General features: G+C 67.1%; 20 protein-coding genes and 1 tRNA gene. 11 read left to right on the forward strand and 10 right to left on the reverse strand.

All coding sequences use genetic code 11. The features are described from left to right. Positions 1–66: 66 nt before the first annotated feature. A complete protein-coding gene (locus IB258_RS27755) occupies positions 67–1,053 on the forward strand; it encodes a tripartite tricarboxylate transporter substrate binding protein (RefSeq protein ID WP_054458428.1) in 987 nt (328 codons plus the stop codon). Between the two features lie 22 nt (positions 1,054–1,075). Here the strand turns inward: IB258_RS27755 and IB258_RS27760 are convergent, their stop codons facing one another. Next, on the reverse strand, positions 1,076–1,759 hold the full coding sequence (locus IB258_RS27760) for a tellurite resistance TerB family protein (protein ID WP_054458430.1): 684 nt from the start codon (positions 1,757–1,759) through the stop codon (positions 1,076–1,078). Positions 1,760–1,949: 190 nt separating this feature from the next. Here IB258_RS27760 and IB258_RS27765 point away from each other — a divergent pair, with 190 nt between their 5' ends. Beyond that, a complete protein-coding gene (locus IB258_RS27765) occupies positions 1,950–2,348 on the forward strand; it encodes an OsmC family protein (protein ID WP_054458431.1) in 399 nt (132 codons plus the stop codon). A 48-nt stretch (positions 2,349–2,396) separates the two neighbouring features. Here IB258_RS27765 and fabI read toward each other — a convergent pair whose 3' ends face one another. Both fabI and IB258_RS27775 read right to left on the reverse strand, forming a co-directional pair. After that, the gene (gene fabI, locus IB258_RS27770) at positions 2,397–3,182 is read right to left on the reverse strand and encodes an enoyl-ACP reductase FabI (protein ID WP_013391441.1); all 786 of its coding nucleotides are present in this window, start codon (positions 3,180–3,182) and stop codon (positions 2,397–2,399) included. Positions 3,183–3,299: 117 nt separating this feature from the next. After that, positions 3,300–4,184 carry a LysR family transcriptional regulator gene (locus IB258_RS27775; protein WP_192353479.1) on the reverse strand — a complete coding sequence of 295 codons (885 nt, stop codon included), beginning with the start codon at positions 4,182–4,184 and terminating at the stop codon, positions 3,300–3,302. 106 nt (positions 4,185–4,290) lie between these two features. On the opposite strand from IB258_RS27775, the gene IB258_RS27780 reads away from it, so the two are divergent. Next, positions 4,291–5,364: a succinylglutamate desuccinylase/aspartoacylase family protein gene (locus IB258_RS27780; protein WP_192353480.1), complete on the forward strand. Its 1,074-nt coding sequence runs from the start codon at positions 4,291–4,293 to the stop codon at positions 5,362–5,364. Positions 5,365–5,389: 25 nt separating this feature from the next. Next, a complete protein-coding gene (locus IB258_RS27785; RefSeq protein WP_192353481.1) occupies positions 5,390–6,322 on the forward strand; it encodes a pyridoxal-phosphate dependent enzyme in 933 nt (310 codons plus the stop codon). A gap of 65 nt (positions 6,323–6,387) precedes the next feature. On the opposite strand, the gene IB258_RS27790 is transcribed toward IB258_RS27785, so the two are convergent. Then, positions 6,388–7,806, reverse strand: coding sequence for a transglycosylase SLT domain-containing protein (locus IB258_RS27790; protein WP_054458438.1), 1,419 nt, complete (start codon positions 7,804–7,806; stop codon positions 6,388–6,390). Between the two features lie 7 nt (positions 7,807–7,813). Continuing rightward, on the reverse strand, positions 7,814–8,635 hold the full coding sequence (gene gloB, locus IB258_RS27795) for a hydroxyacylglutathione hydrolase (protein WP_192353482.1): 822 nt from the start codon (positions 8,633–8,635) through the stop codon (positions 7,814–7,816). A 20-nt stretch (positions 8,636–8,655) separates the two neighbouring features. Here gloB and IB258_RS27800 point away from each other — a divergent pair, with 20 nt between their 5' ends. The 6 genes from IB258_RS27800 to IB258_RS27825 all read left to right on the forward strand — a co-directional run bounded on the left by IB258_RS27800 (position 8,656) and on the right by IB258_RS27825 (position 15,238). Further along, on the forward strand, positions 8,656–9,429 hold the full coding sequence (locus IB258_RS27800; RefSeq protein ID WP_054458442.1) for a class I SAM-dependent methyltransferase: 774 nt from the start codon (positions 8,656–8,658) through the stop codon (positions 9,427–9,429). 67 nt (positions 9,430–9,496) lie between these two features. Further along, positions 9,497–9,958, forward strand: a complete 462-nt coding sequence (rnhA, locus tag IB258_RS27805; RefSeq protein ID WP_054458443.1) for a ribonuclease HI — start codon at positions 9,497–9,499, stop codon at positions 9,956–9,958. Positions 9,959–10,138: 180 nt separating this feature from the next. Continuing rightward, the gene (locus tag IB258_RS27810) at positions 10,139–11,227 is read left to right on the forward strand and encodes an efflux RND transporter periplasmic adaptor subunit (protein ID WP_054458445.1); all 1,089 of its coding nucleotides are present in this window, start codon (positions 10,139–10,141) and stop codon (positions 11,225–11,227) included. A 33-nt stretch (positions 11,228–11,260) separates the two neighbouring features. Next, on the forward strand, positions 11,261–14,377 hold the full coding sequence (locus IB258_RS27815; RefSeq protein ID WP_119450688.1) for an efflux RND transporter permease subunit: 3,117 nt from the start codon (positions 11,261–11,263) through the stop codon (positions 14,375–14,377). A gap of 3 nt (positions 14,378–14,380) precedes the next feature. Then, positions 14,381–15,103, forward strand: coding sequence for a DNA polymerase III subunit epsilon (gene dnaQ / locus IB258_RS27820; protein ID WP_192353483.1), 723 nt, complete (start codon positions 14,381–14,383; stop codon positions 15,101–15,103). A 60-nt stretch (positions 15,104–15,163) separates the two neighbouring features. Beyond that, positions 15,164–15,238, forward strand: a tRNA-Val gene (locus tag IB258_RS27825). 55 nt (positions 15,239–15,293) lie between these two features. Here IB258_RS27825 and IB258_RS27830 read toward each other — a convergent pair. Beyond that, positions 15,294–15,455, reverse strand: coding sequence for a hypothetical protein (locus tag IB258_RS27830; RefSeq protein WP_192353484.1), 162 nt, complete (start codon positions 15,453–15,455; stop codon positions 15,294–15,296). A gap of 102 nt (positions 15,456–15,557) precedes the next feature. On the opposite strand from IB258_RS27830, the gene IB258_RS27835 reads away from it, so the two are divergent. Beyond that, complete coding sequence (locus IB258_RS27835; protein ID WP_042796365.1) at positions 15,558–15,725, forward strand: hypothetical protein; 168 nt, start codon at positions 15,558–15,560, stop codon at positions 15,723–15,725. A 24-nt stretch (positions 15,726–15,749) separates the two neighbouring features. Here the strand turns inward: IB258_RS27835 and IB258_RS27840 are convergent, their stop codons facing one another. From IB258_RS27840 to gltS, 4 genes are read right to left on the reverse strand one after another with little or no spacing between them, the layout of a single operon-like run. Then, positions 15,750–16,214 carry a YaiI/YqxD family protein gene (locus IB258_RS27840; protein WP_054458451.1) on the reverse strand — a complete coding sequence of 155 codons (465 nt, stop codon included), beginning with the start codon at positions 16,212–16,214 and terminating at the stop codon, positions 15,750–15,752. A gap of 4 nt (positions 16,215–16,218) precedes the next feature. Beyond that, on the reverse strand, positions 16,219–16,485 hold the full coding sequence (locus tag IB258_RS27845) for a hypothetical protein (protein WP_054458453.1): 267 nt from the start codon (positions 16,483–16,485) through the stop codon (positions 16,219–16,221). Between the two features lie 42 nt (positions 16,486–16,527). Next, positions 16,528–18,033 carry a TAXI family TRAP transporter solute-binding subunit gene (locus tag IB258_RS27850; RefSeq protein WP_192353485.1) on the reverse strand — a complete coding sequence of 502 codons (1,506 nt, stop codon included), beginning with the start codon at positions 18,031–18,033 and terminating at the stop codon, positions 16,528–16,530. Next, complete coding sequence (gene gltS, locus IB258_RS27855) at positions 18,030–19,238, reverse strand: sodium/glutamate symporter (RefSeq protein ID WP_054458457.1); 1,209 nt, start codon at positions 19,236–19,238, stop codon at positions 18,030–18,032. The genes IB258_RS27850 and gltS overlap by 4 nt, the downstream gene beginning before the upstream one ends. Positions 19,239–19,257 lie beyond the last annotated feature (19 nt).

Raw genomic sequence — 19,257 nt, forward strand, 5'->3', positions numbered from 1 at the left:
GCCACCGGCCGGCATTGCCCATGCCCCCGCGCGCATGCCGCGCGGGGACGCTTGCAAGCCCGCATCATGAATCGCCTGCTTAGCTCTGTTCTCGCATTCCTGGTTTTGCCCCTGGCCGCCTGCGGCAATTCACCCTCGGGCGAAGCGCCCAAGGACGCCGCTTATCCTTCGCACCCCATCACCATCGTGGTGACATTTCCGCCGGGTGGCGGCACCGACCTGCTGGCGCGCCGCATCGGCGCCAGCCTGCAGGAGCAGTTCGGCATGGCGGTGGTGGTGGAAAACCGTCCTGGGGCCAGCGGCAACATCGGCGCGCGCGCCGTGGCCGAAGCGCCAGCCGACGGCCATACGCTGCTGATGGTCAATAGTTCCTTCGCGATCAATCCGGGGGTCTACAGCAATCTGGGCTTCTCGCCCAAGCAGGATTTTGCGGCGGTCATCAACGTGGCCTTCGTGCCGTCGGTGTATGTGGTGCCGGCGGTTTCGCCCTGGCGCAGCCTGGACGATGCGCTGGCCGCCGCCACGCCGGACCGCCCGCTGCCGTTCGCGTCCTGCGGCAACGGCACGCCGCAACACCTGGCCGGCGAGATGCTGTCGCGCGCCACCGGCGCACCTTTGCAGCACGTGCCTTACAAGGGTTGCGGACCGGCGCTCACCGACGTGACCGCCGGCCAGGTTGGAATGGGCGTGGTCACCGCGTCCAGCGCCGCGCCTTTGATTGCGGCCGGCAAGTTGCGGGCGCTGGCCGTGACCTCGCCGGCGCGCTCGCCGCTGTTGCCGTCGGTGCCGACGGTGGCCGAGCAGGGCGTGCCCGGCTACGCGCTGGACCAGTGGCATGGCCTGCTGGCGCCGGCGGCCACGCCGCCCGCGGTGGTGGCCAAGTTGAATGCGGCAGTGGCGAAGATCGTCCAGCGCCCCGAGGTGCAGGCGGCGCTGCGCGAACAGGGCTTTACGCCCGCCAGCAGCACCCCGCGTGAATTCCAGGCCATGATCGACGCGGATATTGACCGATATACCGCCCTGACGCAGGCGATCGGCTTGCGCGCCGACTGAGCCGGGCGCAGGCCGGCCGGACTCAGGCCGCGGCGGCGGCCCGGGCGTGCTGTTCCAGCTGTTCCTTCAGGCCCGGCTGCAACTTGAGCTGGCGCGCCAGTTCGTCCAGATAGGCGCGTTCCATGTAGCTTTCCTCATCCACCACCAGCAGGCTGGCCAGGTACATCTCGGCCGCCATTTCCGGCGTTTGCGCGGCTTGCGCGATCACGGACGGATCCAGGGGGCGCGACAGTTCGGCTTCAAGCCAGCGGCGGTCTTGCGCGTCCGACGACAGCTTGGATAGTTCAGTTTCGAGCAGCGCGCGTTCTTCCGGGCCGATGTGGCCATCGGCCTTGGCCGCGCCGATCATGGCGGTCAGCACCGCCGTGCTGTGCTGCTCGGCCTGGGGCGCGGGCAGGCGGTCCAGCGTCTGCGGGGGAGCGGCCGGCGCGCCAGCCTGGCTGCGTTGCCAGTCGCCATAGGCGCGATAGGCCAGGGCGCCCAGCGCCGCCATGCCGCCGTACATGGCAACCTTGCCGCCGATCTTGCGGGCCTTCTTGCTGCCCAGCAGCAGTCCGAGCGCGCCCGCGCCCAACGCGCCGCCGCCCAGGCCGGTCAGGAAGGACGAACCCTTGCCGCCCGTGGCGTTCTGCACGCGATTGGTGGTGTCCGACAGCAGCCCTTGCCCGGACTGCAGCAGTTGATCGAGAAGTTGTCTGGCGCTCATGCGGCCCCCTTTAAAGTTTGCTCAGGTATTGCGGATAGAGATATCCGACCGGAGCGGGAGGCAGAAGTTCAGCTTACAGTCAGTTGCTTGCGCGGGCGACGTCCTTGGAGCGCCCGCCAGGTGATACAACGTGGTCTGGGGCGGCCGCGGCGGCTGCCCGTCAGGACCCCGTTACCAGGAGACAGGACCCATGAGCATCCGCGTGAGCCAGAATGCGCCCAACACGCTGCAATTCACCGCCACGGCCGAAGGCCACGATCTGCCGCTGGACATGCCCCAGCCTGCCGGCGCCGGCCCCGACCCCCACGACTACTTCGACACCGCCCTGGGCGGCTGCAAGGCCATGACCTTGATGGTCTACGCGCAGCGCAAGGGCCTGCCGCTGGAATCGGTGGGCGTGGAAGTGGTGCGCGACGCCAGCGAGGAGCGCAAGGGGATCTACCGCCTGACGGCCAAGCTGACGCTGAACGGCGAGCTGTCCGACGCGCAGATCGACGAACTGCTGGCGGTGGCCGAGAAGTGCCCGGTGCACAAGCTGATGACGGCGGTGGACGTGCAGGTGTCCACCGTGGTGGTGCAGCCGGCCTGACGAGGCCGGTTGCGGCGGCAGGGGCCGGCGGCCCCGCCGCGGGCGGATTCAGTCTTCCATGCCCGGGACGATGGTCGAGAAACCGGCATCCACGTGGGTGATCTCGCCCGTCACGCCGGCGGCCAGGTCCGACAGCATGAAGGCGGCGACGTTGCCCACGTCTTCGATGGTGACGTTGCGACGCAGGGGAGCCTGGGCTTCCACGAACTTCAGGATGGCCGAGAAGTCCTTGATGCCGCTGGCGGCCAGCGTCTTGATGGGGCCGGCGGAAATGCCGTTGGCGCGGATGCCGCGCGGGCCCAGCGCCGTGGCCAGGTAGCGCACGCTGGCTTCCAGCGAGGCCTTGGCCAGGCCCATGGTGTTGTAGTTCGGAACCACGCGTTCGGCGCCCAGGTAGGTCAGCGTCAGCACCGAGCCGTTGCGGCCTTCCATCAGCGGCAGCGCGGCTTTGGCCATGGCGGCGAAGCTGTAGGCCGAGATGTCATGTGCGATGCGGAAACCTTCACGCGACAGGCCGTCGAGGAAGTTGCCGGCGATGGCTTCGCGCGGGGCGAAACCGATGGAGTGCACCAGGCCGTCCAGGCCGTCCCAGTGTTGGCCGAGTTCGGCGAAGGCGCCTTCGATCTGGCTGTCTTCGGCCACATCGCAGGGCAGCACGATCTTGCTGCCGAATTCAGCTGCGAATTCGCCTACGCGGTCCTTGAAGCGGTCGCCCACGTAGGTGAACGCCAGTTCGGCGCCTTGCTGGTGACAGGCGCGCGCGATGCCGTAGGCGATGGATCGGTTGGAAAGCACCCCGGTGACCAGGATGCGCTTGCCGGCGAGAAAGCCCATATTTCTATCCTTTGATTTTTTCCCTCTGGAATCCGCCTATTTTAAGGAGTTTGCGCGGTTTCGCGATATGAAAATCCCTGGGACGGATCCGACCGGCATGAGCCTTTAGGACGGTTTTCAGAGCGACGGAAACAGGCGCACGAAACTGGCGAGCAAGGGATCGCGCTGGTCGGCGCGCCAGACCAACTCCAGATCGAACGTCAGGTCTATGCCGCCGATTTCCTTGAAGACCACGCCGGCCGGACCATGCAGCCGGAACGAGGCGGGAATGATGGCGCAGCCCAGGCCGGCCGACACCAGGCCGAGGATGGTGGGAAGATCGGTCGCCACGGCGGCCGGGCGCGTCAACGGAATGCCGGCGGCCTTCAAGATGCGCACCAGCGCGTCATAGTGCGAGGGCGATCCGGCGCGCGGGAACAGGATGAACTTCTGGCCCGCCAGGTCCTTGAGCGTGCGGATCTTGCCGACGTTGCGCGCCACCGCCGCGGGCATGGCGAGCAGCATGCGGTCTTCATAGATCTTCATTCCCTCCACTTCGCCATCGAGCGGAGAGCGCCAGGCGACGACGCCCGCGTCCAGCTCGTGGCGTTTGATCGCATCGAGCTGCCAGGCCGACAGGCCGGATTCCAGCTGTACATCGGTATCGGGCGAGGCGCGCGACAGGGCCGCGATCGCCTGTCCCAGGCCGGGCAGCCAGCTGTAGCCGGGCATGATGCCGATCTTCAGCGAGCCTGCCTTGCCATTGGCCGCCAGCGCCACCTGCGCCCGCAGGGTTTCGGAACCCGCCAGCATCAGTTTCGCGTGGGCGAGCAGCGCTTCGCCGGCGCGCGTGAGCGCCACGCCGCGCGGCAACCGGACCAGCAGTTGCGCGCCGAATTCCTCTTCCAGCGCCATCATCTGGCGCGACAGGGCGGGCTGGGCGATATGCAACGCCTTCGCCGCGCCGGCCACGCTGCCGGCTGCGCACACCGCCGCGAAGTAGCGCAACTGTCTCAATTCCATGCCATGCCTCCCGGGCATATGTAGCAAGCATCAAAAGTATTTGTTGCTGGTCAGTCAAATACCTATATTTTCGGATTTAACCCCATAACGTATACCCAAAAGGTCTATGACGAAACCGACATTCCGCGAGTCGCCGTTATTGCGTGACCGGCGGGTCGCGCACCTGCCGGCACGCAACCCGCACTGCGCGACGGCCTTCACCGACGTCGATCTCGACGCGCCTGGACGCCAGGCGGGCTTCCTGCACATCCCGCAGTCGCCGCACGAAGACGCCTGGGGCACGGTGCGCATACCCATGGCGGTGCTGGCCAATGGCGACGGCCCCACCGTCATCCTGGAAGCCGGCAACCACGGCGACGAGTACGAAGGCCAGATCGTGCTGGGCGAACTCATCCGCGACCTGCCGCTGGACCGCATTCGGGGGCGCCTGATCGTCATGCCCGCGCTCAACGCGCCGGCAGCGGAAGCCGGCCTGCGTACCTCGCCGCTGGACGGCAAGAACCTGAACCGCACGTTTCCCGGCGACCATGCGGGCAGCATCACGGAACAGATCGCCGCCTACGTCAGCGACGAGCTGTTCTCGCGCGGCGACGCGTTCCTGAGCCTGCATTCCGGCGGTTCGTCGCTGGACATCATTCCCAGCGCCCTGGTCCAGCCGTCGCAAGACGCCGGGCAGACCCAGCGCAACATCGATGCCGTAATGGCCTTCGGCGCGCCGTTCAACGTGATGCTGGACACGCTGGGCGATACCCGCACCAGCGTCGCCACGGCCGTGGCGGCGGGGCTTACCTGTGTCAGCACCGAGATGGCGGGACGCGGCACGGTGACGGACAGTGCGCTCGCGCTGTGCCGCGCCGGCGCGCTGCGCGTGCTGGCGCATTGGGGCGTGCTGGACCAGGCTTGCGCCCAGCCGCTGGCGGCGCAGCCAGCGCCCCTGTGCAAGGTCAGCGGCGCGAAGTCCTACGTCATCGCCTCCGAACGCGGTGTGTTCGAGGCTTACCATCGGCATGGCGAAGCCGTCGAGGCCGGCCAGCCCGCGGGCCGCATCCACCAGACATTCGATCCGCGCCGCGCGCCGGTCGAGCTGGTTTACGGGACCAGTGGCGTCATCTTCGCCAAGCGCCATCCCGGCATCGTCGTGCCCGGCAACGTCTGCTGCGTCGTGGCCAGCGCGGCCTGATTCACCCATTTTTGAAGAACGGAACATGGCAATCCATATCGAAACCCCGGCGCTCGCATCCCGCGCCTTCTCCCTGCGCAGCGGCAAGGACGTGCGCCTGAAGATGGAGGCGCTGCAGCCCAGCGGCTCGTTCAAGGCCCGCGGCATAGGCCACGCCTGCCAGATCTACAAATCCCGCGGGGCCCGGCGCTTCATCTCTTCGTCCGGCGGCAACGCCGGTTATGCGGTGGCCTACGCCGGCCGCATGCTGGCCACGCCGGTGATGGTGGTGGTGCCCGCCACGACCTCGGAGCGCGCCAAGAGCCTGATCCGCTCCGAAGGGGCGGAGGTCATCGTGCATGGCGCCTCCTGGATGGAGGCCAATGCCCGCGCGCTGGAACTCATGACCGAGGCGGATGCGTTCCTGCATCCCTTCGACGCCCCTTTGCTGTGGGAGGGGCACGCGACCATGATCGACGAGCTGGCCCGGCAGGGCGGGCGGCCGGATGCGGTCATCTGCTCGGTCGGCGGCGGCGGGCTGCTATGCGGCGTGGTCGAAGGCCTGCGGCGCAATGGCTGGGCGGAAGTGCCGGTGATTGCGGCCGAGACGGCCGGCGCCGACTCCTATGCCCAGGCCATGGGCGCGGGGGCGCCGGTGCTGTTGCCCGAGATCCGGTCCATTGCGACCTCATTGGGCGCGCGGCAGGTCTGCGACCGCGCGCTAGAGCTGGCGAAGGAGCATCCCATCGAGAGCGTGGTGGTATCGGATGCCGCCGCGGTGGCAGCCTGCGAGGACGTGCTGCTGGAGCACCGCATTCTGGTCGAGCCCGCCTGCGGCGCCTCGATTGCGGCGCTGGACGGCGGTTCGGAGTTCCTGAAGAACGCACGATCGGTGGCGGTGATCCTGTGCGGCGGCGTGGGCGTAACGGCGGGCCAGCTGGCGCAATGGAGTACGCAGTTCGCGGCGCAGCCGCGGTAGCGGGTGGTGGATGGACATAAAAAAGGGGCGTCCCGCGGGACGCGCCTTTTTCATGCAAGCGCCGATCAGCCGCGGGCGTTGGTGCCCGGCACGCGCAGTTGCGAGCCGACCTTCAGGGCGCTGCCCTTGATGTTGTTGAGCGCGCGCAGCGCGTCGACCGAGGTGCCGTACTGCTTGGCCAGCGAGAACAGCGTGTCGCCCTGGCGCACCTTGTGGGTGCGGACATTGGGGCGGGCGCTGGCTACGCGGGCGGCTGGCGCCTGGGTGGTGCGGCCGCGCGGGGCGGCGGCCTTGTTGTCCGACGGTGTCGAGTCCAGCGCGCCCACCGGCGTGGCCAGCGAGGCCAGCTGCACGCCGCCCGTGCCGGGTTCGCCCGGCACCAGCAGGGATTGGCCGGAGGCGGATTTCTGGCGCGAACCGATGTCGTTGGTCTGGCGCAGCGTGGCTTCGCTCACGCCGAAACGCTTGGCGATCGAGGCGTAGGATTCACCGCGGCGCGTATGGTAGATCTTCCAGGCGCTGAGGTCGCCCTTGTAGTTGGTCAGGTTGGCGTTGAAGATCTCGACGCGGTCGGCCGGCAGCAGCAGGGTGGGGCCGTGGTCGCCGCGGATCACGGGACGGTTGAACGAGGGGTTCAGCGCCTTGAATTCGTCCAGCGGCATTTCGGCCAGCTTGGCGGCGATTTCCAGGTCGATGTCGCTGTTCTTCTGGACCGTCACGAAGTAGGGCGTGTTGCCCACCGGGGGCAGGGCCACCGCGTAACGTTGCGGATCGGCGATGATGTTCTTGATGGCCTGCAACTTGGGCACGTAGTTGCGGGTTTCATCGGGCATGTTCAGGGACAGGTAGTCCGTACCCTGGCCGGCCGCCTCGTTCTTGGCCATGGCGCGCTGCACCGAGCCTTCGCCCCAGTTGTACGAGGCCAGCGCCAGGTACCAGTCGCCCTGCATTTCAAACAGCTTTTCCAGGTAATCCAGCGCCGCGTTGGTCGAGGCGATGGGGTCGCGGCGCTCGTCGCGCCACCAGTCCTGCTTCAGGTTGAAGTGCTGGCCCGTGGCCGGCACGAACTGCCACAGGCCGGACGCCTGGGCGCGCGACAGCGCGGTCGGGTTGTAGGCGCTTTCGACGAAGGGCAGCAGCGCCAGCTCTGTCGGCAGGCCGCGGCGGTTGATCTCGTCGACGATGAAGTACAGGTATTTGCCTGCGCGTTCCGCCATGCGCTGCACCGACTCGGGGTGGGACGCGTAGTACTCGGTCCACTGCTGCGAGAGATCGGTGTTCAGGTTGGGGATGGCGAAACCGCGGCGGATGCGGTCCCAGGCGTCGGCGGGCGGGTTGGTCAGGTCAACCGTCCGGGACGTGTCGCGGGCGATGTATCGCCCTTGCGAATTGGTGGTGAGGTTCTTGCTATCGGGGGCTTTGGTTCCTGCGCAACCGGCGAGGACTGCCAGCATGAGCGGCAGAAGGAGTCGGGATAGATTCATCGGGTTGTCACTTGAAATCGTTCTTCCATTCACGAAGGGAGGCAAAAACCTCTACCGGCGTAGCGTGGCTGCGGCCGGCCCAGCGCTCTGCGGCGTGGACGACCTCAACTTCTTGCGTGCGCAAAAACGGATTGGCCGCGCGTTCCTGCCCGATGGTGGACGGAAGCGTGGGAAGACCTTCTGCTCGTAATTGCTGGGCCTGCTGGTGCCACTGTTGCAGGCTGCGGTTGGCCGGATCGACTGCCAAGGCCCAGCGCAAGTTCGCTAGAGTGTACTCGTGTGCGCAAAAAACCTGTGTATCTGGCGGTAAAACGGCAAATTTCCCTAAAGAATCATGCATTTGCGCCGGAGTGCCTTCGAAAAGACGGCCACAGCCCCCCGCAAACAGGGTGTCGCCACAGAACAGAACCGGCTCCTGGCCGGCCGCCCGGCCGTAGTAGGCGATATGGCCGGCGGTGTGCCCGGGCACGTCCAGCACGGCCAGATCCAGGTCCAGTTCCGGGATCGCCACGCGGTCGCCCTGCGCCAGGCGCACGTCGCAGCGCGGCAGCTGTTCATGCGCGGGGCCGTATACGGTAATGCCCTCGATGCGGGACAATTCCGGTACGCCGCCCACATGGTCGCCATGATGGTGCGTGAGTAGAATGGCGCGCAGTCTCAAGCCGTTCTGGGCCAGCCATTGCAGCACCGGGCCGGCGACGCCGGGATCGACCACGGCGGCTTCATCGCCGCGGACGATGGCCCAGATGTAGTTGTCGTTGAAGGCGGGTAGAGGCAAGACCGCGGCGTTGCGATCGCGGCCGCCTGTGGGGGCGGTCAAGGCTTGCATGGGATTCGAAGGAATAGAACGTGGCAGAAGATACTCCGCCGATTGTAGAACTGGCCGAATGGTTCCAGACGCCGCCGGGACAGTACGTCCTGGCCTGGGAGCGGGCGCAGTTCGATGCGGCTGTCGCGGACGTGTTCGGATATTACGCCTGGCAGGTGGGTCTGGCGGATATGAATCTGCTGCGCGCCAACCGCATGCCCTTCAAGGGCTACGTGGGCGCGGAGACCCCGTCCGCGGAAAGCGCGGCGGCCTGGCAGTCGCGGGTGGTGCTGGCCGAGCCCGAGGCCCTGCCGTTCGAATCCCAGAGCGTGGACCTGCTGATCCTGCCGCATGCCTTCGAGTGCGCGGACGATCCCCACAACGTGCTGCGCGAGGTCGAACGCGTGCTGGTGCCCGAAGGGCGGGTCGTGATCTCGGGCTTCAATCCCTGGAGCATGTGGGGCATGCGCACGCGCATGCCCGGCATGGAACCCTGGCTGCCGCAGCCGCCGTCATCCCAGGTGTCCTTGCCGCGCCTGAAGGACTGGTTCAAGCTGCTGTCGCTCGAGGTCGAGGCCAGCCACTTCGGCTGCTACGCCCCGGCCTGCCGCAGCGAAAAGTGGCTGCAGCGCTGGTCCTTCCTGGAGTCGGCGGGCGCCCGCTGGTGGAGCGTGGGCGGCGCGGTCTATCTGGTGTCGGCCGTCAAGCGGGTGGCCGGCATGCGTATCATTGGCCCGGCCTGGAAGAAGGCCAAGCCCAAACGCGCCCGCGCCGCGTCCGTGGTGGTCAACCGCCACGCGGACGACGGCTCCTGAGGCCCCAGTTCCGCGCCGCGGGGCCAATTTTTGGGACTTTTTTTAGCAAGGAATACCAAGCAGCACCATGCAGGACGACAAAGCGAACGAGCAGAAAGTGGAAATGTGGACCGACGGCGCCTGCAAGGGCAACCCCGGTCCGGGCGGCTGGGGCGTGCTGATGCGCGCCGGCAGCCATGAAAAGACCCTGCATGGCGGCGAACTCCAGACCACCAACAACCGGATGGAACTGCTGGCAGTCATCCAGGGCCTGCGCGCGCTCAAGCGCCCGTGCACGGTCATCATCCATACGGACTCCCAATATGTAATGAAGGGCATGACCGAGTGGCTCGCCAACTGGAAGCGGCGCGGCTGGATGACGGCCGACAAGAAGCCGGTCAAGAACGCCGAGCTGTGGCAGCTGCTGGACGAACAGGTGCAGCGCCATACCGTGTCCTGGCGCTGGGTCCGCGGCCACGCCGGCGATCCCGGCAACGAACGGGCAGACCAGTTGGCCAACATGGGCGTGGAATCGGCCCGCCGGGGCTGAGGGCATCGGGATATACCCTCAAATCCGCCCTCTGGGGCGGATTTAGTTCTTTCATCCGGCTTCAGGATTGTTCCAGTATGTAAATCCGGGTGCTAAAGTGCCAACCCTCATTCCAGTTCCTGCGGCGCAGTCCGCGTGGGGGCATGCCAGGCCCGCGCCGCAATACCGCCACATTCGCGCATGAAAAAAGCAGTACTGCTCGCCGCCGTAGCGGCAGGGTTGGCCGCGGGGGCCGCGCTCGGCGTTTTTGTGCCGCGCTGGCTCGCCTTCGGAACCGTTAGTCCACAACCCGGCGCCGTCGAGGCGCCCCTCGTGACGCGCGTTGCGCCCGTTCGGGTCGAAGTGGCCGCCGTTGAAGAGATTCCTTTCGCGCGCGGCATCTCGGCCGTGGGCAGCCTGCGCTCCGACGAGTCCGTGGTGCTGCGACCAGAGGTCGCGGGCCGCATCCAGTCGATCGATTTCAAGGAAGGCCAGCCGGTCAAGCGCGGCGACGTGCTGATCCGGCTGGACGATTCCGTGCCGCGCGCCGAGCTGGCCCAGGCGCGCGCCAACCTGACGCTGGCGCAAAGCCACTACCGGCGCTCGGTGGAGCTGCAGGGCAAGGGCTTCGTCAGCCAGCAGGCGCGCGACGAATCCGCCAGCACCCTGAAGGTGCAGGAAGCCGCCGTGGCGCTGGCGCAGGCGCGCCTGGACAAGATGACGATCTCGGCGCCGTTTGGCGGCATCGCGGGCCTGCGCAGCGTGTCGGTGGGCGACTACGTCAACCAGGGCCAGGACCTGGCCCCGCTGGAGGCGATCGATCCGCTCAAGGTGGATTTCCGCGTCCCTGAAATGTATTTGAGCAAGGTGGGCGTGGGCCAGCAATTGACGCTGCGCATGGACGCGCTGCCCGGCCAGGAGCGCCAGGGCGTGGTCTACGCGGTCAGCCCGCTGGTCGACGCGGGCGGACGCTCCATCCTGCTGCGCGCCACGGTCCCCAACAAGGATGCGGTGCTGCGTCCGGGCATGTTCGCCCGCGTGCAGCTGCAGTTCAACCAGGACAAGGCGCTGGTCGCGCCGGAAGCCGCGCTGTCGCCCTCGGGCGCGACGCAATACGTCTACCGCGTCAAGGATGGCGTGGCCGAGCGGCGCGAGGTCACCATCGGCGAGCGCCGCGAGGGCCGCGTCGAAATCCTGACCGGCGTGGCGGCGGGCGACCGGCTGGTGGTGTCGGGCCTGCAGCGCGTGACAGACGGCGCCGCGGTGACCGTCCTGGCCAACGGCGCGTGACGCCGGCTTTTTTCCCTATGTGGCGGTAGCGCAATGCGTATCTCGGAAACCTGCATCAAGCGGCCGGTGTTCGCATCGGTCCTGTCGCTGATCATCGTGCTGATCGGCCTGATTTCGTATTCGCGCCTGACCGTGCGCGAGTATCCGAAGATCGACGAGCCCATCGTGTCGGTGGACACCACCTACAAGGGCGCCTCGCCCGAGGTGATCGAATCGCAGGTGACCAAGCCGCTGGAAGACCAGCTGGCCGGCATCGAGGGCGTGGACGTGATGACCTCGCGCAGCCGCTCGGAACGCAGCCTCATCAACATCAAGTTCAACCTGTCCCGCAATCCGGACGCCGCGGCCGCGGAAGTCCGCGACAAGGTTTCGCGCGCCCGCCGCTTCCTGCCCGACGAGATCGACGAGCCCATCATCGGCAAGGTCGAGGCCGATTCCCAGCCCATCATCTACATCGCGGTCGAGTCCGGTTCGTACTCCGCGATCCAGACCTCGGACTACATCAACCGCTACATCAAGACCCGCCTGTCGGTGCTGCCCGGCGCGGCCGAGGTGCGCGTCTTCGGCGAACGCCTGCCGTCCATGCGCATCTACGTGGACCGCGACAAGCTCGCCGCCTACGGCCTGACCGTGCAGGACGTGGAGGCCGCGCTGCGCAGCCAGAACGTCGAGATTCCGGCCGGCCGCATCGAGTCGCGCGCCCGCGAGTTCTCGGTGGTGTCTTCCACCGACCTGCAGACGCCGGCCCAGTTCGAGAACGTGATCGTCGCCAACGTCAAAGGCTATCCGGTCCGCATGCGCGACGTGGCCAATGTGGAGATCGCTGCCGCCAGCGACCGCGTGCTGTCGCGCTTCAATGGCAAGCCAGCCATCAACATCGGCGTGACGCGCCAGTCCACCGCCAACCCGCTGGAACTGTCCAAGGCGGCGCGCGAGGAAGTGGCGCGCCTGAACGAGAACCTGCCGGCCGGCATGAAGCTGAACATCGCGTATGACTCGTCGGTGTTCATCGAACGCTCCATCGACTCCGTGTTCCACACCATCGGCGAAGCCATCGTCCTGGTGGTGCTGGTGATCTTCTTCTTCCTGCGCAACCTGCGAGCAAGCATCATCCCCATCGTCACCATTCCGGTGTCGCTGGTGGGCGCCTGTGCGCTGATGTACCTGTTCGGTTTTTCCATCAACACGCTGACGCTGCTGGCCATGGTGCTGGCCATCGGCCTGGTGGTGGACGACGCGATCGTGGTGCTGGAGAACATCTTCCGCCACATCGAAGAGGGCATGCCGCGCAAGGAGGCCGCGCTGCGCGGTTCGCGCGAGATCGGCTTCGCGGTGGTCGCCATGACCATGACGCTGGTCACCGTGTACGCGCCGCTGGCTTTCGCCACGGGCCGCACCGGGCGGCTGTTCATCGAATTCGCGCTGGCGCTGGCCGGCGCCGTGCTGGTGTCGGGTTTCGTGGCGCTGACGCTTACGCCCATGATGTGTTCGGTGCTGCTGCGCCACCAGAGCAGCCACAGCCGCTGGTACAACCTGATCGAAGGCTGGCTCAACGGCATGAGCAACGGCTACCGGCGCGCGCTGGCGCTGGCCCTGCGCCACCGCTGGGTGGTGGTGGCCATCGGCCTGGCGGTCGCGGCCGCGAGCGGCGTGCTGTTCAAGGTCGTCAAGAGCGAGCTGGCGCCCATCGAGGATCGCGGCGTGGTGTTCGGCATCGTCAGCTCGCCTGAAGGGGCGACGCTGAACTACACGCTGGAAAGCATGCTGGGCATCGAAAAGTTCTACTCCGACATTCCGGAGGCCAGCGGCAGCCAGGTGACCGTGGGCTTCCCCACCGTGACGGACGGCACTGCCATCCTGCGCCTGAAACCCTGGGAAGAGCGCAGCCGCAAGCAGCAGGCCATCACGCAGCAGCTGCAGCCGCAATTCGCCTCGCTGCCCGGGGTGCGTGCGTTCCCGACCAATCCGCCGTCGCTGGGCCAGTCGGCGCGTTCCAAGCCGGTTGAGTTCATCATCATGAGCCAGGCGTCCTACGCCGAGCTGTCACGCCTGACCGAGGTGTTCCTGGCCGAGCTGCGCAAGTATCCCGGCCTGATCAACCTGGATACCGACCTGCGCCTGAATACGCCCGAGCTGCGGGTGCGCGTGGACCGCGACAAGATGGCCGACGTGGGCGCCAATGTGGATACCGTGGGCCGCACCCTGGAATCCATGCTGGGCGGCCGCCAGGTCACGCGCTACAAGGACGAAGGCGAACAGTACGACGTGATCGTGCAGGTGACGCCGCGCGACCGCGCCAATCCCACCGATATCTCGGGCATCTACGTGCGGGCGCGCGACGGCAGCATGGTGCAGCTGGACAATCTGCTGGGCGTGCACGAGGGCGTGTCGCCGCAATCGCTGAACCACTTCAACCGCCTGCGCGCCGTGAAGATCGACGGCGCGGTGGCGCCCGGCTACGCGCTGGGCGAAGTCCTGACGCACATGCACCAGGTGGCGCGCGACGTGCTGCCCAACACCATCGTGACCGACCTGGATGGCCAATCGCGCGAGTTCCGCGATTCCTCCGGCAGCATCTATCTGGTCTTCGCCATGGCGCTGGCCTTCATCTACCTGGTGCTGGCCGCGCAGTTCGAAAGCTGGCGCAATCCCTTCATCATCATGCTGTCGGTCCCGCTGTCCATGACCGGCGCGCTGCTGGCGCTGTGGCTGACCGGCGGCACCTTGTCCATCTACAGCCAGATCGGCCTGATCACGTTGGTGGGGCTGATCACCAAGCACGGCATCCTGATCGTCGAATTCACCAACCAGCTGCGCGACGAGGGCAAGGAGTTGTTCGAGGCCGTGGTCGAAGCCAGCGTGCTGCGCCTGCGCCCCATCCTGATGACCACCGGCGCCATGGTGCTGGGCACCGTGCCGCTGGCCTTGTCCACGGGCGCGGGGGCGGAATCGCGCCAGCAGATCGGCTGGGTCCTGGTGGGCGGGCTGATGCTGGGTACACTACTGACCTTGTTCGTCGTGCCGGTGGCCTATACCTTGATCGCCACCGCACGCAAGAAACCCGGCCAGGCCGGCAGCGCAGCGCATCACCCGGACCCCGCTCCGGCGCCGCACGCGCAGCCCGCCGCGCCTGCCCAAGCGTCGGAATAAGTTATGCGCCAGATCATCTTTGACAGTGAAACCACCGGACTGGACCCTGCCCAGGGCCATCGCATCGTCGAGATCGGCTGCGTGGAAATGGTCAACCGGATGGCCACCGGCAACAACCTGCACATCTACCTGAACCCGGACCGCGACAGCGACCCCGAGGCCTTGGCCGTGCACGGCCTGACCACGGAGTTCCTGTCGGACAAGCCACGCTTCGCCGATGTCGCGGACGAATTCGTCAAGTTCATCCAGGGCGCCGAGCTGATCGCGCACAACGCCGCGTTCGACGTCAAGTTCTTCAACGCCGAACTCGCCAAGACCGGGCGCGGCGCGGTCACCGAGTACTGCGAGACGGTCACGGATTCGCTGTTGCATGCGCGTTCGCTGTTCCCGGGCAAGCGCAATTCGCTGGATGCGCTGTGCGACCGCTTCGGCATCTCCAACGCCCACCGCACCCTGCACGGCGCATTGCTGGACGCGCAGTTGCTGGCGGAAGTCTGGCTGGCCATGACCCGCGGCCAGGACGCGCTGCTGATCGACGTGGACGACAGCGCCAGCGGCGGCGGCAATGGCATCGAGCTGGCCCGCTTCGACGCTTCGGGCCTGCCCGTGATCAAGGCCAGCGAGGCGGAACTGGCCGAACACGAAAACTATCTCGCGGCCCTGGACAAGTCCGTGGGCGGGGAGTGTACCTGGCGCAAGATCGACGCGCCGGCGGCGGCCGCATAAAGTTTTTTCGAGGCGACTTGCACACGTCCAAAAAAACGTGCTAATATTTCGCCTCTTTCGGGGTGGTTAGCTCAGTGGTAGAGCACTGCCTTCACACGGCAGGGGTCACTGGTTCGAACCCAGTACTACCCACCAAAGACCCTTGGAAGATGACGTAAGCCCCAGGCTTATCGTTGTCGGCGTACCAAGGTTAAAAAAGACGCAAAGCAAAGAAAGCCAACCGCGAGGTTGGCTTTTTTGTTTTGTGCGCATCGAACATGATTCCGCCTTCAAGCCCGGACGCCTTGCCCATTGCGAGCAAGCCATTGCGCTGAACCGTCCCTTTCATTACGCTTGGCTTGATTTGACGCAAGCGGACTCTCATCGATTGAGCCGCGTCGCATGCAAGCCTGACTATCATGGATAACAAAGGCTTTGGCCCGTGGGGCCAGGCGTAGGCGAACAGGAGAAGGTCATGTCCGAGCACACCACTACCATGTTGATCATTATCGGCGCCGGGGTGGCGCTCATGCTGATCGGCTTCGGGCTGCGCGACCGCAATCTCGGCATGGGGCTGATGGGCATAGGCCTGATCACGGCCCTGGGCACGATCATCTACAAGGCCTACATCACCTTCTATTGACCGCTAGCCGCGGCCGGCCGGACTTCAGCCCTGCTGCGTCTTGCGCGCCGCGCGCGCCAGCAGCGTGTCCAGCTGGTTTGCGAAGGCCTTGCGGTCGGCCTGGCTGAATGCGGCCGGGCCGCCGGTATCCACGCCGCTGGCCCGCAACTCTTCCATCATGTCCCGCAGCGCCAGCCGCTCCCGGATCGTTTCCGGCGTATAGCGTTCGCCGCGCGGGTTCAGGGCCATTGCGCCTTTTTCCAGGACTTGCGCGGCCAGCGGGATGTCGCCGGTGATCACCAGGTCGCCCTCGGATGCGCGCTCGGCGATGTGGGCGTCGGCGACGTCGAAGCCGCGCGGCACCTGCACCGCGCGGATCAGCGGCGAGGGCGGGGTGTAGAGCATCTGGTTGGCCACCAGCGTCAGCGGCAGCTGCCAGCGCTGGGCGGCGCGGAACAGGATGTCCTTGATGACTGCGGGGCAGGCGTCCGCATCGACCCAGATGTGCATGCGCTTACTTGTCCAGCGCGTTTTGCAGCACTTCGGCCACGATGTCGTTGGTGGACACGCCGCGTTCGGCCGCCAGGGCGCGCAGCTTGTCGGCGTGGGCTTGCGACAGCTTCAGCGGGAACGGCACCAGGCCGGCGGCCTGGTCCAGCTTGCGCTGTTCGCGGCGGTCGGGCACTTGCGAGGCGGTGCCGAAGCGGTCCGGGGTGGAGGCTTGCTTGAGCTGGCCGGCCAGCTTCAGGGCCTGGTTTTTCTGCAGATCGAATTTATTCATGGAGATTCCTGGTAGGGAGCGCAATCATAAGCGCAACCGGCTTTATTGCGGCTTGGCCTGTTCAAGCTTGGCCAGCCCTTCCTGGGCGCCGTCGTGCAGCGGCACGGTCAGGCCGCGGCGGGCGGTCGCCAGGCCCACCTGAGCGCCCTGGGCCGAGCCCGCGGCCAGCAGGTCCTGCCCGGTCACATAGACCGCGCGCACGATCACCAGGGCCTCGTCCCGGGTCAGGTCCGCGGTGGTGAGCAGCAGAGCCGCCATGCCCACGGTGGGGATAGGCTCCGTCTGGTTGGGGTAGGTGCCGGCGGCGATGTCCAGCGGCATCAGCGCGTTGTCCTCGGCCCCGGTCAGCGTCTTGATGGCGGCAGGGTCCAGCGGCAGCAGCTTCAGTCGCGCCTGGGTCAGCGCATCGCGCAAGGGCGTGGCGGGCACGCCGATGACCTGGGCGGCGGCGTCGACCTTGCCGGAGTTCAGCGCAGGCAGGGACTCTGTGAAGGGCGTATCGGCCACGGTGTAGTCGCGGCCGGCTTGCAGGCCGTGCGCGGCCAGCACGGTTTCCAGCGTGGCGCGCACCGCCGAGCCTTCCGGTCCGAGGGCGATGGTCTTGCCCTTGAGATCGCGTACGCCGCGCAGGGCGGCGTCGTCGCGGACCACGATATGGACCAGTTCCGGATACAGGCTGCCCAGGGCGCGCAGACCGGTGAAAGGCCCCTGGCCGGCGAACGGCCCCTTGCCGTCATAGGCGAGCCGCGCCGTGTCGGCCTGGGCCAGCCCCACCACCGCGTCGCCGCTGCGCAACAGCGCGATGTTCTCGGCGCCGCCGCCCGTGATCAGCGGCGAGACCCGGATCTGCTGCTTGCGAGCGACGTCGCTCAGGGCGCGCGCGAACGCCACATACTCGCCGCGGTCCGGACCGCCGGCCAGCGGATAGCCCTGTTGCATGCGGGCCAGCCGGCCATTGATGCGCGCCACGGAGCGTTCCAGTTCCTGCTGCACTACGTGCTGCGCGGTGCTGGAGGCGCTGTAGGAAACCGAATGAGTGATCTGGTCCAGCGTGTCCAGCAGCTGGCGCGTGACGGGAGGCGGCGCGCCGGTGTCCAGGTTGGGCGCCTCGGCCGCCTTGAAGCCGGCCGGGGTCACCAGCTTCCAGGTGTCGCCTTCCTGGCGGTAGATGGCGCTGGCGTGCGCGACGATGCGGTCGCCGGCCTGGTTGCCGCCGGATTTCACGCCGCTGATGCTGCGCGGACCTGCGCCCAGCAGCGTGACCAGCGCGGCGGCGCCGGGCTGGTCCCAGGCGCCCAGGGTGATGTTGCGCGCCAGGTCCAGTTCGACGTCGTAATAGACCACGCGGCGGGTTTCGCCCGCCGGGGCGCTGCTGTCCGAGGCCGAGCCCATGCGCTTGATCTCGGCGATGCGGAACAAATCCGCGCCGTAGGCGGTGGCCAGGCTGCGTTCCACGTCGGCGCGCAGGGCATCGGTGTCGGGCGCGCGGCCGCAGGCCGCCAGCAGCAGGCAGAAGCTCAGAATGACAAGACGTTTGAGCATGGTCACATACCTCCCACGAACGGCAAGGAGATCAGCGAGGTCAGCACGATCACGTTGAGGATGTCGACCAGGAAGGCGCCGGTGACCGGCACGACGATGAACGCTTCCGGCGCCGGGCCGTGGCGCCGCGTCAGCGCCTGCATATTGGCGATGGCGGTGGCGGTCGCGCCCAGCGCGAAGCCGCAGAAGGCGGCCGACATGATGGCTGCTTCGTAGTCGCGCTTGAGCATGCGGAACACGACCCAGGCGGCATACAGCGCGCACACCAGGGTCTGCACCGCCAGCATCAGGGCCAGCGGGCCGGCCAGGCGCGCCACGCTGGACAGGTCCAGCGTCATCATCGTCATGCCCAGGAACAGCGACAGCGAGATGGTGCCGATGATTTCGGTGGCGCGGTCGTCCAGCTTCAGACCCAGCTTTTCGCCGCCGTTGCGGATCAGTACGCCCGTGGCCAGGCACCACAGGAAATTCGGCAGGCTGACCGGGGCGTCCTCGACCAGGGCGGCCAGGTAGCCGCCGACCACCAGGCAGACCAGTGCGGCGGTCAGGGACACGATGTAGGAGCCTGCAGAGGACGCGGGTGCGTTTTCCGTCAGGTCCGCAGGCTCGTGGCCGTCGCCGGGCGCGTGGTCCAGGCTGCCGGCCAGCTTGTGGCGCCGCATCAGCCATTCGGCCACCGGCCCGCCCACCACGCCGCCCAGCACCAGCCCCAGGGTGGCGGCGGTCATCGCCAGCGCCATCACGTCCTGGATGTTGTTGAAGTCGGCGAAGCGCGTGGCATAGGCCGCGCCCGTGCCGTGCCCGCCCACCAGCGTGATCGTGCCGCCCAAAAGGCCCATCAGCGGATGCATGTCCAGCAGCCAGGCCATGCCCAGCCCGACGGCGTTCTGCAGCACCAGGAACGGGATCAGGGCCAGCAGGAAGGCAATCAGCCTGGGGCCGCCCTTGGCCAGCAGCTTGAGGTTGGCGGTCAGGCCGATGCTGCCAAAGAACAGCAGCAGCAAGGTCGGCTTGATGCTGGTTTCCAGCGAGACGGACACGCCGCCCCAGGTCGCCAGCAGGTAGGCCAGTACGGCGAACAGGAGGCCGCCGACGATGGGGTCCGGAATGCTGTAGCGGGCGAGGAAGCCGATCCTGGTGGTGAGCACGCGTCCGATGACCAGGACGAGGCAGCATGCCAGCAGTGATTGAACGGGCGTAAGCGAGATCATAGGTACCTTTGCGCCCTGT

The organism is Achromobacter sp. ACM02 (assembly GCF_014851605.1).
Classification (GTDB): domain Bacteria; phylum Pseudomonadota; class Gammaproteobacteria; order Burkholderiales; family Burkholderiaceae_B; genus Achromobacter; species Achromobacter aegrifaciens.

Coding starts and splice junctions, on each gene's coding strand:
- IB258_RS27755 (WP_054458428.1), top strand. CDS start 67: ATGAATCGCCTGCTTAGCTCTGTTCTCGCATTCCTGGTTTTGCCCCTG.
- IB258_RS27760 (WP_054458430.1), bottom strand. CDS start 1,759: ATGAGCGCCAGACAACTTCTCGATCAACTGCTGCAGTCCGGGCAAGGG.
- IB258_RS27765 (WP_054458431.1), top strand. CDS start 1,950: ATGAGCATCCGCGTGAGCCAGAATGCGCCCAACACGCTGCAATTCACC.
- fabI (WP_013391441.1), bottom strand. CDS start 3,182: ATGGGCTTTCTCGCCGGCAAGCGCATCCTGGTCACCGGGGTGCTTTCC.
- IB258_RS27775 (WP_192353479.1), bottom strand. CDS start 4,184: ATGGAATTGAGACAGTTGCGCTACTTCGCGGCGGTGTGCGCAGCCGGC.
- IB258_RS27780 (WP_192353480.1), top strand. CDS start 4,291: ATGACGAAACCGACATTCCGCGAGTCGCCGTTATTGCGTGACCGGCGG.
- IB258_RS27785 (WP_192353481.1), top strand. CDS start 5,390: ATGGCAATCCATATCGAAACCCCGGCGCTCGCATCCCGCGCCTTCTCC.
- IB258_RS27790 (WP_054458438.1), bottom strand. CDS start 7,806: ATGAATCTATCCCGACTCCTTCTGCCGCTCATGCTGGCAGTCCTCGCC.
- gloB (WP_192353482.1), bottom strand. CDS start 8,635: ATGCAAGCCTTGACCGCCCCCACAGGCGGCCGCGATCGCAACGCCGCG.
- rnhA (WP_054458443.1), top strand. CDS start 9,497: ATGCAGGACGACAAAGCGAACGAGCAGAAAGTGGAAATGTGGACCGAC.
- IB258_RS27810 (WP_054458445.1), top strand. CDS start 10,139: ATGAAAAAAGCAGTACTGCTCGCCGCCGTAGCGGCAGGGTTGGCCGCG.
- IB258_RS27815 (WP_119450688.1), top strand. CDS start 11,261: ATGCGTATCTCGGAAACCTGCATCAAGCGGCCGGTGTTCGCATCGGTC.
- dnaQ (WP_192353483.1), top strand. CDS start 14,381: ATGCGCCAGATCATCTTTGACAGTGAAACCACCGGACTGGACCCTGCC.
- IB258_RS27835 (WP_042796365.1), top strand. CDS start 15,558: ATGTCCGAGCACACCACTACCATGTTGATCATTATCGGCGCCGGGGTG.
- IB258_RS27840 (WP_054458451.1), bottom strand. CDS start 16,214: ATGCACATCTGGGTCGATGCGGACGCCTGCCCCGCAGTCATCAAGGAC.
- IB258_RS27845 (WP_054458453.1), bottom strand. CDS start 16,485: ATGAATAAATTCGATCTGCAGAAAAACCAGGCCCTGAAGCTGGCCGGC.
- gltS (WP_054458457.1), bottom strand. CDS start 19,238: ATGATCTCGCTTACGCCCGTTCAATCACTGCTGGCATGCTGCCTCGTC.